The sequence below is a fragment of the Streptomyces violaceoruber genome (assembly GCF_033406955.1).
In the GTDB taxonomy this organism is placed as follows: Bacteria; Actinomycetota; Actinomycetes; order Streptomycetales; family Streptomycetaceae; genus Streptomyces; species Streptomyces violaceoruber.
Window position 1 is genome coordinate 6,087,450 of sequence record NZ_CP137734.1, and the last position, 15,156, is coordinate 6,102,605.

Consider the following 15,156-nt stretch of genomic DNA (forward strand, 5'->3'; position numbering starts at 1 on the left):
GCCGCCATGAGTACAAGCACCGCGCCCACCAAGGCCCCCGCCGAGCAGATCGCCGCACCCACCGCGCCGCCGCGCAAGGTCCGCGGCCGCGGCGAACGCAGCCGCGCCGCGTCCCTCGCCTCCCACGGCGTGCTGACCCTCGCGAGCCTCGTCGCGCTCTTCCCGGTCGCCTGGCTGGTCTACCTGTCCCTCGGCCCGGACAAGAACGACTATCTGCACCCCGGACGCATCTGGTCGAAGATGACCTTCGACAACTACGCGTTCGTGCTCCAGGACACCAACTTCTTCGACTGGCTGAAGAGCTCGCTGATCGTCTCGCTGGGCACCACGGTCATCGGCGTCATGGTCGCCGCCACCACCGGCTACGCGGTCTCGCGGATGCGCTTCCCGGGCTACAGGAAGCTCATGTGGGTCCTGCTGGTCACGCAGATGTTCCCCATCGCGGTCCTGATCGTGCCGATGTACCAGATCCTGTCGAAGCTCCAGCTCATCGACAACTACTTCGGCCTGATCCTCGTCTACTGCTCGACCGCGGTGCCGTACTGCGCGTGGCTGCTCAAGGGCTACTTCGACACCATCCCGTTCGAGATCGACGAGGCCGGGCGGGTGGACGGGCTGACGCCGTTCGGCACCTTCTTCCGGCTGATCCTGCCGCTGGCCCGGCCGGGCCTCGCGGTCGCCGGCTTCTACAGCTTCATCACCGCGTTCGGCGAGGTCGCCTTCGCCTCGACGTTCATGCTGAGCGACACGAAGTACACCTTCGCCGTCGGACTCCAGAGCTTCGTCAGCGAGCACGACGCCCAGCGCAACCTGATGGCGGCCACCGCCGTGCTCGTCGCGATACCCGTCTCCGCGTTCTTCTACCTGGTGCAGAAGAACCTGGTGACCGGCCTCACCGCGGGCGGCACGAAGGGCTGACCGCCCCACCCGGAAATCGTCCGGCCGCGGTGCCCATCCGACCCCGCTGCACCGCGGCCGGCCGCCTCCTCCGCCACCGACGCCTCGACTCCGTACCGCTCCGTTTCGCTTCGTTTCGCTACGTACCAAGGACGACATGAGCCAGCAGCCTTCCGCCGCACCGGCCCCCACCTCCGCCGTCGCCACCGTCTCCGAGCGCCACGACTGGTGGCGGGACGCGGTCATCTACCAGGTGTACCCGCGCAGCTTCGCCGACAGCAACGGCGACGGCATGGGCGACCTGGAGGGTGTCCGCACCCGCCTGCCGTACCTGCGCGACCTGGGCGTGGACGCCGTGTGGCTCAGCCCCTTCTACGCCTCCCCGCAGGCCGACGCCGGTTACGACGTCGCCGATTACCGGGCCGTCGACCCCATGTTCGGCACCCTCCTGGACGCCGACGCGCTGATCCGCGACGCCCACGCGCTGGGCCTGCGCATCATCGTCGACCTGGTGCCCAACCACTCCTCCGACCAGTACGAGTGGTTCAAGCGCGCGCTGGCCGAGGGCCCCGGCTCCCCTTCCCGGGACCGCTACCACTTCCGCCCCGGCAAGGGGAAGAACGGCGAACTGCCGCCCAACGACTGGGAGTCCATCTTCGGCGGCCCCGCCTGGACCCGGGTCACCGAGCCCGACGGCACGCCGGGGGAGTGGTACCTGCACCTGTTCGCCCCCGAGCAGCCCGACTTCAACTGGGAGCACCCGGCCGTCGGCGACGAGTTCCGCTCCATCCTGCGGTTCTGGCTGGACATGGGCGTGGACGGCTTCCGCATCGACGTCGCCCACGGCATGGTCAAGGCGGAGGGCCTGCCCGACCTCGGATCCCACGAGCAGCTGAAGCTGCTGGGCAACGATGTCATGCCGTTCTTCGACCAGGACGGCGTGCACGAGATCTACCGCCAGTGGCGGCGCATCCTCGACGAGTACAGCGGCGAGCGCATCTTCGTTGCCGAGGCGTGGACCCCGACCGTCGAGCGCACCGCCAACTACGTCCGCCCCGACGAGCTGCACCAGGCGTTCAACTTCCAGTACCTGGGCACCCACTGGGACGCCGAGGAGCTGCGCACGGTCATCGACCGGACGCTCGACGCCATGCGTCCCGTCGGCGCCCCCGCCACCTGGGTCCTGTCCAACCACGACGTCACCCGGCACGCCACCCGCTTCGCCAACCCGGCGGGCCTCGGCACCCAGATCCGCCTGGCCGGCGACCGCGCCCTGGGCCTGCGCCGCGCCCGCGCCGCGACCCTGCTCATGCTGGCCCTGCCCGGCTCGGCCTACGTCTACCAGGGCGAGGAGCTGGGCCTCCCGGACGTCGTCGACCTGCCCGACGAGGTCCGCCAGGACCCGGCCTACTTCCGCGGCGCGGGCCAGGACGGCTTCCGCGACGGCTGCCGGGTGCCGATCCCGTGGACCCGCGAGGGTTCCTCGTACGGCTTCGGTGACGGCGGCAGCTGGCTGCCGCAGCCGGCGGGCTGGGGCGAGCTGAGCGTCGAGGCGCAGACCGGCGAGCCCGGCTCGACCCTGGAGCTGTACCGCGAGGCCCTGGCCGTCCGCCGCTCCACCGCCGACCTCGGCGCGGGCGACGCGGTCGAGTGGCTGCGCGCCCCGGAGGGCGTCGTCGCATTCCGGCGCGGGGACTTCGTGTGCGTCGCCAACACCACCGGCGAGTCGGTGGCGGTGCCCGCACACGGACGCGTCCTGCTGGCCAGCGGGGAGATCACCGAGGCGGCCGGCGAGGCGAAGGTACCGGCGGACACGACGGTGTGGTGGACCCGCGCCTGACGCTCCCCCGCCCGCACCGCCCAAGGGCCCGCCACTCGCCGGACGAGGAAGTGGCGGGCCCTCGGCGACCGGTGTGCGGTAGACACACCCCATGTCCGAGACGTACTCCTGGCCGGTCGCCGCCCCGTTGCGGGGAGCCCGACTGCGGCTGGAACCCCTGACGGTCGCACACGCCCGCGAAGCGGTGGACTTCCTCGACGACGTCCGCCTGCACCGGTGGATCGGCGGTTCGCCGCCCACCCGCGAGGAGTTGCGGCGGCGCTATCGACGGCAGGCCGTGGGCCACTCGCCCGACGGCCGGCAGGGCTGGCTGAACTGGATGCTGCGCCGGCACACCGACGGCCAACTGGTCGGCACCGTGCAGGCAACGCTCCACCGGACCGGCCCCGACCGGGTCGAGGCCGAGCTGGCCTGGGTCGTCGGTCACGACTTCCAGGGCGAGGGCTACGGCAAGGAGGCCGCCGCCGTCATGGCGCGGTGGCTGCGCCAGCGGGGAGTGGCGCGATTCGTGGCCCATGTGCACCCGGATCACCGGGCGTCGGCCGGGATCGCCCGGTCGCTGGGCATGGAACCGAGCGAAGAGGTGCACGACGACGAGGAGTTGTGGACCACCGCCCCGGACGCCGAGCGGCGGCACGACCGACGGTCGTGAAAGTTCTTGCCGATACTTTCACGACCCTTGCCGCAAGTCTTGCGGCGGCGTTACGGTCTCGCCGGGGTCGGACCCGAACGAGCCGTACTCGCAAGGAGCTCACGCCTGTGATACCGAGATGGCCGGTGCCTGCCACGCGCCGTACCGCACGAGTGAGACGGGTCGCGGCCGTCACCGTGACCGCGCTCGCCGCCGCCCTGCTTCCCCCGCTCGCCGCACGGGCCGACACCCCGCCGGCGCCCCCGTCCGACGCGAAGCTGGCGAAGACCGCCGCACGCCACGACCTGACGCGTGAGCAGTTCTACTTCGTCCTGCCGGACCGCTTCGCCAACGGGGACGCCGGGAACGACCGCGGCGGCCTGACCGGCACCCGGCTCACCACCGGCTACGACCCCACCGACAAGGGCTTCTACCAGGGCGGCGACCTCGAGGGGCTGACCGAGAGGCTCGACTACATCAAGGGGCTGGGCACCACCTCCATCTGGATGGCGCCCATCTTCAAGAACCAGCCCGTCCAGGGCACCGGCAAGGACGCCTCGGCCGGCTACCACGGCTACTGGATCACCGACTTCACCCAGGTCGACCCGCACTTCGGCACCAACAAGGACCTCAAGGACCTCATCTCCAAGGCCCACGCCAAGGGCATGAAGGTCTTCTTCGACGTCATCACCAACCACACCGCCGACGTCGTCGACTACGAGGAGAAGTCCTACGACTACCTCTCCAAGGGCGCCTTCCCGTACCTGACCAAGGACGGGCAGCCCTTCGACGACGCCGACTACGCGGACGGCGAGCGCCGCTTCCCCCGCGTGGACTCCGGCTCCTTCCCGCGCACCCCGACGGTCCCGGCCGCCAAGAAGAACCTCAAGGTCCCCTCCTGGCTCAACGACCCGGCGATGTACCACAACCGGGGCGACTCCACCTGGGCCGGCGAGTCCGCCACCTACGGCGACTTCAACGGCCTCGACGACCTGTGGACCGAGCGTCCCGAGGTCGTCGGCGGCATGGAGAAGATCTACCAGCGGTGGGTCGAGGACTTCGCCATCGACGGCTTCCGGATCGACACCGTGAAGCACGTCGACATGGAGTTCTGGACCCAGTGGGCGACCGCGCTGGACGCCTACGCCGCCAAGAAGGGCCGCGACGACTTCTTCATGTTCGGCGAGGTCTACTCCGCCGACACCTCCGTCACCGCGCCCTACGTCACCCAGGGCCGCCTGGACTCCACCCTGGACTTCCCCTTCCAGGACGCGGCCCGCGCCTACGCCTCCCAGGGCGGCAGCGCCCGGAAGCTCGCCGCGGTCTTCGGCGACGACTACAAGTACACGACCGACAAGGCCAACGCGTACGAGCAGGTCACCTTCCTCGGCAACCACGACATGGGCCGCATCGGGACCTTCCTGAAGCAGGACGCTCCGGAGGCCGGCGACGCCGAACTGCTGAAGAAGGACCGGCTCGCCAACGAGCTGATGTTCCTCAGCCGCGGCAACCCGGTGATCTACTACGGCGACGAGCAGGGCTTCACCGGCGCCGGCGGCGACAAGGACGCCCGCCAGCCGATGTTCGCCTCCCGCACCGCCGACTACCTCGACGACGACCAGCTCGGCACCGACCGCACCCACGCCGAGGCCGCCTACGACACGAGCGCCCCGCTCTACCGGCAGATCAGCGCCCTCGCCGAGCTGCGCAAGGCCAACCCGGCCCTCGCCGACGGCGTCCAGACCGAGCGCTACGCGGCCGACGGCGCCGGGATCTACGCCTTCTCCCGCACCGACGCGAAGACCGGCACCGAGTACGTCGTCGCCTTCAACAACGCCGGCACCGAGAAGAGCGCCGCCTTCGCCACCGGCTCCGCCGGCATGACCTTCCGCGGCCTCTACGGCACCGACGCCACCGTGAAGTCGGGCGCCGACAGCAAGGTCACCGTCACCGTCCCGGCCCGGTCGGCCGTCGTCCTCAAGGCCGCGGGGCGGCTCGCCGCGCCCGCCGCCGAGCCGACGATCAGCCTGCACGCCCCGGACCCCGGCGCCACCGGCACCGTCGAGCTGAGCGCCGACGTCGCGGGCGGACAGCTCAACCGGGTCGTCTTCGCCGCCCAGACCGGCGACGGCAAGTGGCGCACTCTCGGCACCGCCGACCACGCCCCCTACAAGGCCACCCACACCGTCGACGCGGACACCCCGGCCGGCACCGCCCTGCGCTACAAGGCGGTCGTCGTCGACTCGGGCGGCCGCACCGCGAGCGCCACGGCCGCCTCCACCACCGGCACCCCGCCCGCCGAGGAGGTGCCCACCGCCGCCTCCCGGGACTACGCGGTCGTCCATTACAAGCGCGCCGACGGGAACTACGACGACTGGGGCCTGTACGCCTGGGGCGACCTCGCCGACGGCGAGGCCACCACCTGGCCCGGCACCCACCCCTTCACCGGCCGGGACGCCTACGGCGCCTTCGCCTACGTCAAGCTCAAGCCCGGCGCCTCCACCGTCGGCTTCCTCGTCATCGACAAGGACGGCAACAAGGACGTCGCCGCCGACCGCACCATCGACGTCACCGAGACCGGCGAGGTGTGGATCGAGCAGGGCGAGGAGCAGCTCGTCACCGAGCGGCCCGAGTACCCCGCCCAGGACACCACCAAGGCCGTACTGCACTACAAGCGCGCCGACGGGAACTACGACGGCTGGGGCCTGCACGTCTGGGGCGACGCCGCGAACCCCACCGACTGGGCCAAGCCCCTCCAGCCGGTCAGGACCGACCCCTACGGCGCGGTCTTCGAGGTGCCCCTCACCGACGGCGCGAGCAGCCTCAGCTACATCGTCCACAAGGGCGACGAGAAGGACCTGCCCACCGACCAGGCCCTGGACCTCAAGGCCGACGGCCACGAGGTGTGGCTGCTGAGCGGGCAGGAGGACCACCTGCTGCCGCAGCCCGCGGGCTCGGCGGCGGCCGTGGACCTCACCACTTCCAAGGCGGTCTGGATCGACCGGAACACCGTCGCCTGGAACGGCTCCGACGGCGCCGCCTCCACCCAGCTGCTCGCCTCCCGCACCGGCTCCATCACCGCCGAAGGCGGCCGGCTCACCGGCGACGACCAGCAGTGGCTCCGCCTCACCAAGAGCGCCCTCACCGACGCCCAGAAGGCGAAGTTCCCGCACCTGAAGGAGTCCACCGCCTGGTCCGTCGACCCGCGCGACCGCGACCGGGTCCGCGAGGCCCTGCGCGGCCAGGTCGTCGCCGCCCAGCGCACCGCCACCGGCGCCCTGCTCGCCGCGACGGGCGTACAGACCGCGGGCGCCCTGGACGACCTGTACGCGGACCGGGCGACCAGGGCCGACCTCGGCCCGGTCTTCCGGCACGGGCGGCCCACCCTCTCCGTGTGGGCGCCGACCGCGCAGGACGTGAAGCTGGAGATCGGCGACCGCACCGTGCGGATGCGCCGCGACGACGCCACCGGCGTCTGGTCCGTCACCGGCCCGAAGTCCTGGAAGGGCAAGGCCTACCGGTACGCCGTGAAGGTCTGGGCGCCCACCGCGGGCGAGGTCGTCACCAACAAGGTCACCGACCCCTACTCCCTCGCCCTGACCACCGACTCCGAGCGCAGCCTCGTCGTCGACCTGGACGACCGCTCCCTCGCCCCGCGCGGCTGGGAGCACTACCGCAAGCCCGAGGCCGTACCGCTGCAGGACGCACAGATCCAGGAACTGCACATCCGCGACTTCTCCGTCGCCGACCGGACCGCCGACGCGGACCACCGGGGCACCTACCTCGCCTTCACCGACAAGAAGAGCGACGGCTCCAGGCACCTGCGCGAGCTGGCCGAGGCCGGTACCTCCTACGTGCACCTGCTGCCCGCCTTCGACATCGCCACCATCCCCGAGAGGAAGTCCGAGCAGACGACGCCCGACTGCGACCTCGCCGCCCTCCCGGCCGGCTCCGAGAAGCAGCAGGAGTGCGTGACGAAGGCCGCCGCCAAGGACGCCTTCAACTGGGGCTACGACCCGTACCACTACACGGTCCCCGAGGGTTCCTACGCCACCGACCCGGACGGCACCGAGCGCACCGTCGAGTTCCGCAAGATGGTCAAGGCCCTCAACGAGGACGGCCTGCGCGTCGTCATGGACGTCGTCTACAACCACACGGCCGCGAGCGGCCAGGCCAAGACCAGCGTCCTCGACCGGATCGTGCCCGGCTACTACCAGCGGCTGCTCGCCGACGGGTCGGTGGCCAACAGCACCTGCTGCTCGAACACCGCCACCGAGAACGCCATGATGGGCAAGCTCGTCGTCGACTCGGTCGTCACCTGGGCCAAGGAGTACAAGGTCGACGGCTTCCGCTTCGACCTCATGGGCCACCACCCGAAGGCCAACATCCTCGCGGTCAGGAAGGCGCTGGACGAGCTGACGCTCAGGAAGGACGGCGTCGACGGCAAGAAGATCGTCCTGTACGGCGAGGGCTGGAACTTCGGCGAGGTCGCCGACGACGCGCGCTTCGTCCAGGCCACCCAGAAGAACATGGCCGGCACCGGCATCGCCACCTTCTCCGACCGGGCCCGCGACGCCGTGCGCGGCGGCGGCCCCTTCGACGAGGACCCCGGCGTCCAGGGCTTCGCCTCCGGCCTCTACACCGACCCGAACTCCTCGACGGCCAACGGCACCGAGGCCGAGCAGAAGGCCCGCCTGCTGCACTACCAGGACCTGATCAAGGTCGGGCTGACCGGCAACCTCGCCGACTACTCCTTCACCGACACCCACGGCAAGGAGGTCAAGGGCTCCGAGGTCGACTACAACGGCGCCCCCGCCGGATACGCGGCGGCACCCGGCGACGCCCTCGCCTATGCCGACGCGCACGACAACGAGTCCCTCTTCGACGCGCTCACCTTCAAGCTGCCCAAGGACACCTCCGCCGACGACCGGGCCCGCATGCAGGTCCTCGCCATGGCGACCGCCACCCTCTCGCAGGGACCGGCGCTCTCCCAGGCGGGCACCGACCTGCTGCGCTCCAAGTCGCTGGACCGCAACTCCTACGACAGCGGTGACTGGTTCAACGCCCTGCACTGGAACTGCGCCGACGGCAACGGCTTCGGCCGGGGCCTGCCGCCCGCCGCCGACAACCAGGACAAGTGGCCCTACGCCAAGCCCCTGCTGGGCGCGGTCGAGGTCGGCTGCCCGCAGATCACCGGCGCCTCGGCGGCGTACCGGGACCTGCTGAGGATCCGCAGCGGTGAGCAGGACTTCTCCCTCGCCACGGCGGCGCGGGTGCAGTCCCGGCTCTCCTTCCCGCTCTCCGGCGAGGACGAGACCCCCGGCGTGATCACCATGCGCCTCGGGGACCTCGTGGTCGTCTTCAACGCCACGCCCGAGCGGCAGGAGCAGCGCGTCGGCGCCGCGGCCGGGACCGGTTACCGCCTGCACCCGGTGCAGGCGGCGGGCGCGGACGCGGTGGTGAAGGAGTCGGCGTACGCGGCGAAGACCGGCACGTTCACCGTGCCGGCCCGTACGGTCGCCGTCTTCCAGCGGGCCGGCTGACGGCGCCAGGTCTGCGGTTAGGGTGAGCCCTGCTGTTCACACAACGGGAGGGCTCATGCCGCAGATCACCGTCGACTACTCCGGCCGGCTCGCCGGCGACTTCGACCGGCCCGGCTTCGCGCGGGCCCTGCACGAGGCCGTCGTCGAGATCGCGGCCGCGAAGCCGCCGGCCTGCAAGACCCAGTTCCGCCGCACCGAGGACACCGTGGTCGGCCCCGACGCCGAGGGGCACGCCGTCGTGCACGTCACGCTCGGGCTGCTCGCCGGCCGCACCGACGAGACCAAGGTGCGGCTGACCGAGGCCGTCCTGGAACTGCTGCGGCAGTACGCCAAGCCGGGCGACGGCCTCGCCCTGCACGCCTCCGCCGAGGTCCGCGACCTGGACCCGTCGTACCGGAAGTTCGAGACCGAGTAGCCGGACGGGCGCCGGGCCTCACGGCAGGTCGCGGCGGCCCAGCCAGGCCGGCCGCACCGGCACCCCGTCCGCGTCCAGCTCGGGCCCCCGCGCGTCGGCGGGGGCGGTCGGGGCCGCCGCGGCCACCGGCTCCGGGGCCGCCTCGGCCTCGGGTGCCGGCTCGGGCCGGGGTTCCGGCTCCGGCTCGGGTGCCCGCGGGGCCGCGGAGTCCGTCAGCAGCTCCGCCACCGTGAACCGGGTGACGAACGACTGCCAGGCCCCGTCCACGACGAGCAGGAACCCGTCGCCGACCCGCAGCAGGCGACGGCGCCGGGGACTGAGCGGGTGGGGCGGGGAGTAGCTCCGCGCCCGCCGCTCCAGCTCCGCGAGCGCCTCCTCGCGGGACCCGGCGACGTGCGCCACCACCTGGGCCTCCGTGTGCTTGCGCTCCCCGGTGCCCATGGTCGTCTCCACGACCAGCCCCCACGCCGGCGCGGTGCTCACCGGGCCGACAGCGCGAGCAGCCGGTCCACCAGGTCCCCGAACGGGCCGTCCTCCGGCTCGTCGGCCAGGACCCGGCGGACGAGGGCGCCCATCTCCTCGTCGTAGGCGGCGCTCACCGCCATCAGGGCGGCGAAGTCGTGCACGAGCTGCGTCTCCAGCTCGGCGCGCGGGATGCGGCGCCCGTCCAGCCAGAGCAGCGCGGTCGACTCGGCGAGCGAGATCCAGGAGCGGACGACCAGTTCCAGCCGCGCGGGCGGCTCGGTGACGTCCAGGTGCGAAAGGATCTGGACATACGCGGCCTGCCGTACGGAGTCCACCAGCGCGTTGGTCGTGGTCGAGCCCACGGCCGGGCCGCCGCGCATCAGGGCCGAGAAACCCGGGCCGTGCTCGTCGACGAAGTCGAAGTAGCGGCCCATCACGCGCAGCAGCCGCGCGCCCAGCGGGCCCTGGCGCGGCTCCACGAACCGGTCCGCCAGATCGTCCGAGGCACGCTGCAACGCGGCCTCGTACAGGCTGAGTTTGCCGGGGAAGTAGTGGTAGACCAGCGGGCGCGAGATGCCCGCCGCCGACGCTATCTCATCGATCGAGACCTCGTCGGGCGAGCGGCGGCTGAACAGATCGAGCGCGACGCCGATCAGCTGCTGCCGTCGCTCCTCGACGCCCATTCTGCGGCGCACCCCGGTAGTCATACGAACACCTTACCGATCGAATCCGGCCCCGAACGGGCCGGACCGGGCATCGGCCTTCATCGGCGTTCACATGTCGAGCACGAGCCGGGTGCCGAGGCACCGGGACACGCAGATGAGCATCGAGTCGCCGCGCTCCGAGTCGGTCAGCAACTCGTCCCGGTGGTCGATCTCGCCCTCCAGCACCTTCTGTTGGCAGGTCCCGCACCAGCCCTGCTCGCAGGAGTACGGGGTGTTCGGCAGCTCGGTGCGCACGGCGGCCAGCACCGAGGAGTCGCCGGGCACGGTCAGGGTGCGCCCGCTGCGGCGCAGCTCCACCTCGAACTCCGCGTCGCCGTCGGCCGTCGTACGCGGCGCGAACCGCTCCAGGTGCAGTGCGGCGCCCGCCGGGAGGCGTTCCTCCACGGCCGCCATCAGGCCCTCCGGACCGCAGCAGTACACGGCCGCGCCCTCGGGCAGGTCCGCCAGGAAGGCGTCGAGCCCGGGCCGCCCGTCCTCGTCCTCGGCGACGAGGACGACCCTCCCGCCGTCCGGGTCCAGCTTCTCGATCTCCTCCAGGAACGGCATCGACGCCCGCGTCCGCCCGCCGTACAGCAGCCGCCAGTCGGTGCCCTCGGGCAGGGCCCGCAGCATCGGCAGCAGGGGCGTGATGCCGATGCCCCCGGCGACGAACGCGTAGGCGGGCGCTTCGACCAGCGGGAAGCGGTTGCGCGGTCCGCGCACCTCCAGTTCGGTGCCCTCCTGCACCTGCTCGTGCACCTCGCGCGAGCCGCCCCGCCCGTCCTCGACCAGCCGCGCGGCCACGGTGTACGACGAGGTGTCCTCCGGGTCGCCGCACAGCGAGTACTGCCGTACCAGCCCCGAGGGCAGCACCAGGTCCAGGTGGGCGCCCGGCTCCCAGCGCGGCAGGTCGGTCCCCTCCAGGCGCAGCCGCACCACCCCGTCGGCCAGCCGCTCGTGCGCGGTCACCAGCAGCGTCAGCGCGCGGGAGCGGGGCCGCCCGGAGACCGGCGGGTCCAGCGCGGGCAGCGGCCACAGCGGCGAGCCCTGGACGCGGCGCCGCAGCGCCCGGCGGACGACGAGCGCGGCACCGGCCGTACCGGCGGCGAGGAGCAGGGCCGTCGTCCGCTTCGGAGTCGGCCTCGGGCTCGGGTTCGGGCTCATGCGGCACCTTCCTGGGACTTCTCGGCGGCCGAGGCGGCCACGGCGGCGGGGGAGGTGGCGAGGTAGGCGACGGCCTGCTCGGTGGAGCACTCCTTGGACGGGTGGTAGGCGCGGCTCAGATAGCCGGGTATGGAACGGGTGATCGCGCCGGTGGACGGCAGCAGGCCCTGCCGGCCGCGCCGGTGGAAGTCCCGGAAGGTGGCCCTGCCGTCGACGAGCGTCGGGTCGTTCGCCATGAAGAACCGGGTCCCGCGCTGCCAGAGGAACACCAGCGCGGCGAACGCGGTCGCCCAGGTCCGCACCCGCCGCGCGTAGTCCCCGTCCACGTGCACGAACAGGTCGAAGGCGACGGACCGGTGCTCGACCTCCTCGGCGCCGTGCCAGCGCAGCAGGTCCAGCATGGTCGGATCGGCGCCCCGCCGGTCGAGCGCCTCGGCGTTCAGCACCCAGTCGCCGAGGAAGGCCGTGTAGTGCTCGATGGCCGCGATCAGCGCCACCCGCTCCATCAGCCACCAGCGGAGCGGGCGGCCCGGCGGCAGGGTGCGGTCGCCGAGCAGCTTCTCGAAGAGCCAGTCGACCTGCGCGGTGTACGGCGTCGGATCGAGACCCTGGTCCCGCAGGTGCGGCAGCACCTCGTCGTGGGCCTGGGAGTGCATCGCCTCCTGCCCGATGAACCCGATGACGTCCTCGCGCAGCCGCTCGTCCCGGATGTACGGCAGGACCTGCTTGTAGACGTGCACGAACCACCGCTCCCCGGCGGGCAGTGCAGCGGGGTGTCCTCCCAGGCGAAGGACACCTTCCGCGCCTTGAGCGGGACATGCTTGTTAGACATGGCGTCAATGTACTGACGGGTACGGTCCGGCGGAACCCTCCTGCCGGTACTTGTTGACGCCAGTGTCAGCTAGCGGTGGAGAGGGAGCACGCGAGGGCGGGCCCTAGCGCAGGCCACCGATCGTCCGCCCGCCGCCCAGCGTGCCCTTCAGCTCGGCCCGCGCGCCCTGCTCGGCCTTGGCGGTCAGCAGGTTGCCGTCGGCGGAGTCGCTGATGCCGCCCGTGGCCTCGATCGACTCGGTGTCGGGGCCGCCCGCCGCCAGCAGGTACCAGTGCCCGCCCTCCGACTTCCACAGCACCCCGGCCAGCACCTGCGGATCACGCTCGCCGCAGGCCGGCACGTCCTGCGCCTTCGCCGCCACCGCGCCCTGCACGCCGCCCGGCGTCCGGAACTGCGCCAGTACCCGGGCCCCCTCGCCGCGCCAGGTCTCGGCGCGGGTGCACACCCAGGCGCCCGACCCCGTCCCGTCGGGCAGCGGCTGCGTCGCGAACTCCCAGGCGTTCACCGACCGCACCCCCTGCCCGCGCACCGCGCCCAGCGAGCACGCGTACGGCGCCCAGGCGTCCAGCGCCTTCGCCCCCGAGGCGTCCTTCGCCGCACCGGGACGCCCGGTGGTGAGCCGGGCCGGCACCAGCTCGCCCAGGTCGGTCACCACCCGGGTGTCCGAACCGTCGGTCAGCTCCAGCGCGTTCCACGACGTGCAGGCCCCGGACCGCTGCTGCACCGGGCTGGCCAACGGGGACGTCACACCGTCGGAGAGCGTCAGCTCCCTGGCCCCGGAGTCCGGCTCGACGAGATCGCGCGCCGCCGCCTTCGTCACCCAGGGCGCCGTCAGATACCGCACGTTGCCGTCGGCGCGACCCAGCACCACCGCGGTCGCCGCGGCCCGGCCGGCCCCGTCGGTCCGCGCGAAGTCCAGGGCGGCACCGGCGGAACCGTCCTTCGGCTCCGCGTACCGGACCAGGCGCAGACCGTCGTGCAGGACCACCACCCGCGCGGTGTCGACCTCCCCCGCGTACAGCAGCTGCGGCGGACCGGCCGGACCGCCGGTCGCCGTCCCCGGCGTCGCGGACACCCCCACGCTCTCCCCGGGCCGGGCCCAGACGGCCAGGGCGCGGCGCAGCAGCTCCTCGTCGCCGGTGAGGCCGCCCCGGGCCGGCCACACCGAGAAGTCCGTGCGCGCGGACGTCTCCCAGGCGGCCGGCGCGGCCTTCGTCAGCCTGCCCGGATCGAGCGCGGCCTCGGCCGCCGGGTTCTGCGCGTACGGCGGCGCCGCGGCACCGTCCGGGCCCCAGCCGTCCCCGGGCAGGCCGAGGAGCGCCCCGCACACCACCAGCGCCGCTCCCGCGACCAGCGCGGCCTTCGTGTGCTGCCGCCGGCGCAGCAGATCGGTCGGCCGCGCCTGCAACGAGCAGGGGTCGAACTCGGGGGAGCCGAGCAGCCCGTACTGACCGGGCACCCCGTCGGCCTCGCGCAGTGCGGCGTCCGGGTCGGCGACGCCGGCGGCCCGCAGCACCTGCCGCACCCCGTCGTCGGGGAGCCGCTCGAGACCGCGCAGCACGTACGCCGCCCGGCCCGGCCCGGAGAGCGCGGACAGCCGCTGGTCCAGGGCGAGTTCGTCCGCGCCGCCCGAGCGCGGGAAGAGCTTGAGGCCCCTGACGTGGGGCAGCAGCGGCGGCAACTGGGACCGCCGGGGCCACGCCCGCCGACGCAACGGGAGCCCCGCCTCCAGCGCCGTACGCACCACCCGCAGCCGGACCAGCGCGTACCCGGGGTCGACCTCGCGGCCGGTCGACTGGGCCGGGATCACCGGCGTGGTCGTCCGGTTGCGGGGCAGGGCGCGCTGGGTGAGGGCGTGCGCGGACAGGACGCGGCGGCCCCGGCCGAGGCCCGGCGGCAGCACCAGATAGGCCAGCCGCGCCAGACGCGGATAGTGCTCGACGAGCGCGGCCTCGGCCTGCTCGACGTCGACGACCGGGTCGGCCGAGGAGGCGGAGGACGGTGCGGGGCGCGGGGCGACATCCTGTGGCTGCACGTTCAGCAGAACGAGCGAACGGGGCGATGGTCACCGTACGAGCGCCGCCCCGGGGTGCGGGGGTGCGCTATTCCTCCGGTTCCACCAGCAGCCGCGCGTAGGTGGCCATCGACCTCTGGTAGCGCGGCAGATGGGGTGCCAGCGCGCCGAGCACCAGGGAAAGGCCCTCGCGGTCGCGGCCCATGCTCGACAGGCAGAGCGCGAGCGTGGCGCGCACGGCGTCGTCCAACTCGTCCGACGGGGCGACCAGTTCCGGCGAGAGCAGCTTCACGCCCTCCTCCGGGTGCCCGGTGTTCCGCAGCGAGCTGGAGAGCTGGATCTTCGCCCGCCGCCCCTTGTAGGCGCTCGCCTCGCCGAGCCCGCGCTTCAGCGCCTCGCGGTACAGCGGCACGGCCCGGTCGGAGTGGCCCGTGGAGTCCCAGGCGCAGGCCCGCTCGAACAGGCCGAGGGGGCTGTCCGCGGGCAACTCGTCGGCGAGGGCGTCGACGACCGCCCGGAAGTCGGCCGCGTCCTCCTCGGCGTAGTCGTCGAACGCCGCCCAGGCGGCTCTCACACGCTCTTCCCAGTCCTGGTCCACGGGCCCACTCTCGCACGGCGACCGCACAACGGCACCCGGACTCCTGAGTACTT

10 protein-coding genes and 1 pseudogene are annotated in these 15,156 nt (G+C 72.8%); 5 read left to right on the forward strand and 6 right to left on the reverse strand.

The annotated features are described in order from the left end of the window. Nucleotides 1-6: 6 nt before the first annotated feature. The 5 genes from R2E43_RS27160 (at nt 7) to R2E43_RS27180 (ending at nt 9,326) form a co-directional block, all read left to right on the forward strand. Nucleotides 7-918, forward strand: coding sequence for a sugar ABC transporter permease (locus R2E43_RS27160; protein ID WP_319130286.1), 912 nt, complete (start codon nt 7-9; stop codon nt 916-918). Nucleotides 919-1,054: 136 nt separating this feature from the next. After that, a complete protein-coding gene (locus tag R2E43_RS27165; protein ID WP_003976586.1) occupies nt 1,055-2,737 on the forward strand; it encodes a glycoside hydrolase family 13 protein in 1,683 nt (560 codons plus the stop codon). 91 nt (nt 2,738-2,828) lie between these two features. Then, entirely contained in the window at nt 2,829-3,389 is a 561-nt protein-coding gene (locus R2E43_RS27170) for a GNAT family N-acetyltransferase (RefSeq protein ID WP_332056659.1), read from the forward strand. Between the two features lie 107 nt (nt 3,390-3,496). Next, nucleotides 3,497-8,911: a pullulanase-type alpha-1,6-glucosidase gene (gene pulA / locus R2E43_RS27175; protein ID WP_332056660.1), complete on the forward strand. Its 5,415-nt coding sequence runs from the start codon at nt 3,497-3,499 to the stop codon at nt 8,909-8,911. Between the two features lie 55 nt (nt 8,912-8,966). Then, nucleotides 8,967-9,326, forward strand: a complete 360-nt coding sequence (locus R2E43_RS27180) for a 5-carboxymethyl-2-hydroxymuconate Delta-isomerase (RefSeq protein ID WP_003976590.1) — start codon at nt 8,967-8,969, stop codon at nt 9,324-9,326. A gap of 18 nt (nt 9,327-9,344) precedes the next feature. Here R2E43_RS27180 and R2E43_RS27185 read toward each other — a convergent pair whose 3' ends face one another. From R2E43_RS27185 to R2E43_RS27210, 6 genes and pseudogenes are all read right to left on the reverse strand, one after another. Beyond that, nucleotides 9,345-9,809: a hypothetical protein gene (locus R2E43_RS27185; protein WP_011028210.1), complete on the reverse strand. Its 465-nt coding sequence runs from the start codon at nt 9,807-9,809 to the stop codon at nt 9,345-9,347. Then, nucleotides 9,806-10,498 (reverse strand): TetR/AcrR family transcriptional regulator, encoded by a 693-nt coding sequence (locus R2E43_RS27190; RefSeq protein ID WP_003976592.1) that lies wholly within the window; start codon nt 10,496-10,498, stop codon nt 9,806-9,808. The genes R2E43_RS27185 and R2E43_RS27190 overlap by 4 nt, the downstream gene beginning before the upstream one ends. A 66-nt stretch (nt 10,499-10,564) precedes the next feature. Then, entirely contained in the window at nt 10,565-11,659 is a 1,095-nt protein-coding gene (locus tag R2E43_RS27195; RefSeq protein WP_011028209.1) for a PDR/VanB family oxidoreductase, read from the reverse strand. Beyond that, nucleotides 11,656-12,491, reverse strand: a pseudogene (locus R2E43_RS27200) (metal-dependent hydrolase). Before R2E43_RS27200 ends, R2E43_RS27195 begins: the two are co-directional and overlap by 4 nt. A 103-nt stretch (nt 12,492-12,594) precedes the next feature. After that, complete coding sequence (locus R2E43_RS27205; RefSeq protein ID WP_011028207.1) at nt 12,595-14,526, reverse strand: hypothetical protein; 1,932 nt, start codon at nt 14,524-14,526, stop codon at nt 12,595-12,597. 67 nt (nt 14,527-14,593) lie between these two features. Continuing rightward, the gene (locus R2E43_RS27210) at nt 14,594-15,079 is read right to left on the reverse strand and encodes a tetratricopeptide repeat protein (RefSeq protein WP_332056661.1); all 486 of its coding nucleotides are present in this window, start codon (nt 15,077-15,079) and stop codon (nt 14,594-14,596) included. Between the last annotated feature and the right edge of the window lie 77 nt (nt 15,080-15,156).

Excerpts from the sequence above, each read along its gene's own strand:
- R2E43_RS27160 (WP_319130286.1), top strand. The coding sequence starts at position 7 with ATGAGTACAAGCACCGCGCCCACCAAGGCCCCCGCCGAGCAGATCGCC.
- R2E43_RS27165 (WP_003976586.1), top strand. The coding sequence starts at position 1,055 with ATGAGCCAGCAGCCTTCCGCCGCACCGGCCCCCACCTCCGCCGTCGCC.
- R2E43_RS27170 (WP_332056659.1), top strand. The coding sequence starts at position 2,829 with ATGTCCGAGACGTACTCCTGGCCGGTCGCCGCCCCGTTGCGGGGAGCC.
- R2E43_RS27180 (WP_003976590.1), top strand. The coding sequence starts at position 8,967 with ATGCCGCAGATCACCGTCGACTACTCCGGCCGGCTCGCCGGCGACTTC.
- R2E43_RS27190 (WP_003976592.1), bottom strand. The coding sequence starts at position 10,498 with ATGACTACCGGGGTGCGCCGCAGAATGGGCGTCGAGGAGCGACGGCAG.
- R2E43_RS27195 (WP_011028209.1), bottom strand. The coding sequence starts at position 11,659 with ATGAGCCCGAACCCGAGCCCGAGGCCGACTCCGAAGCGGACGACGGCC.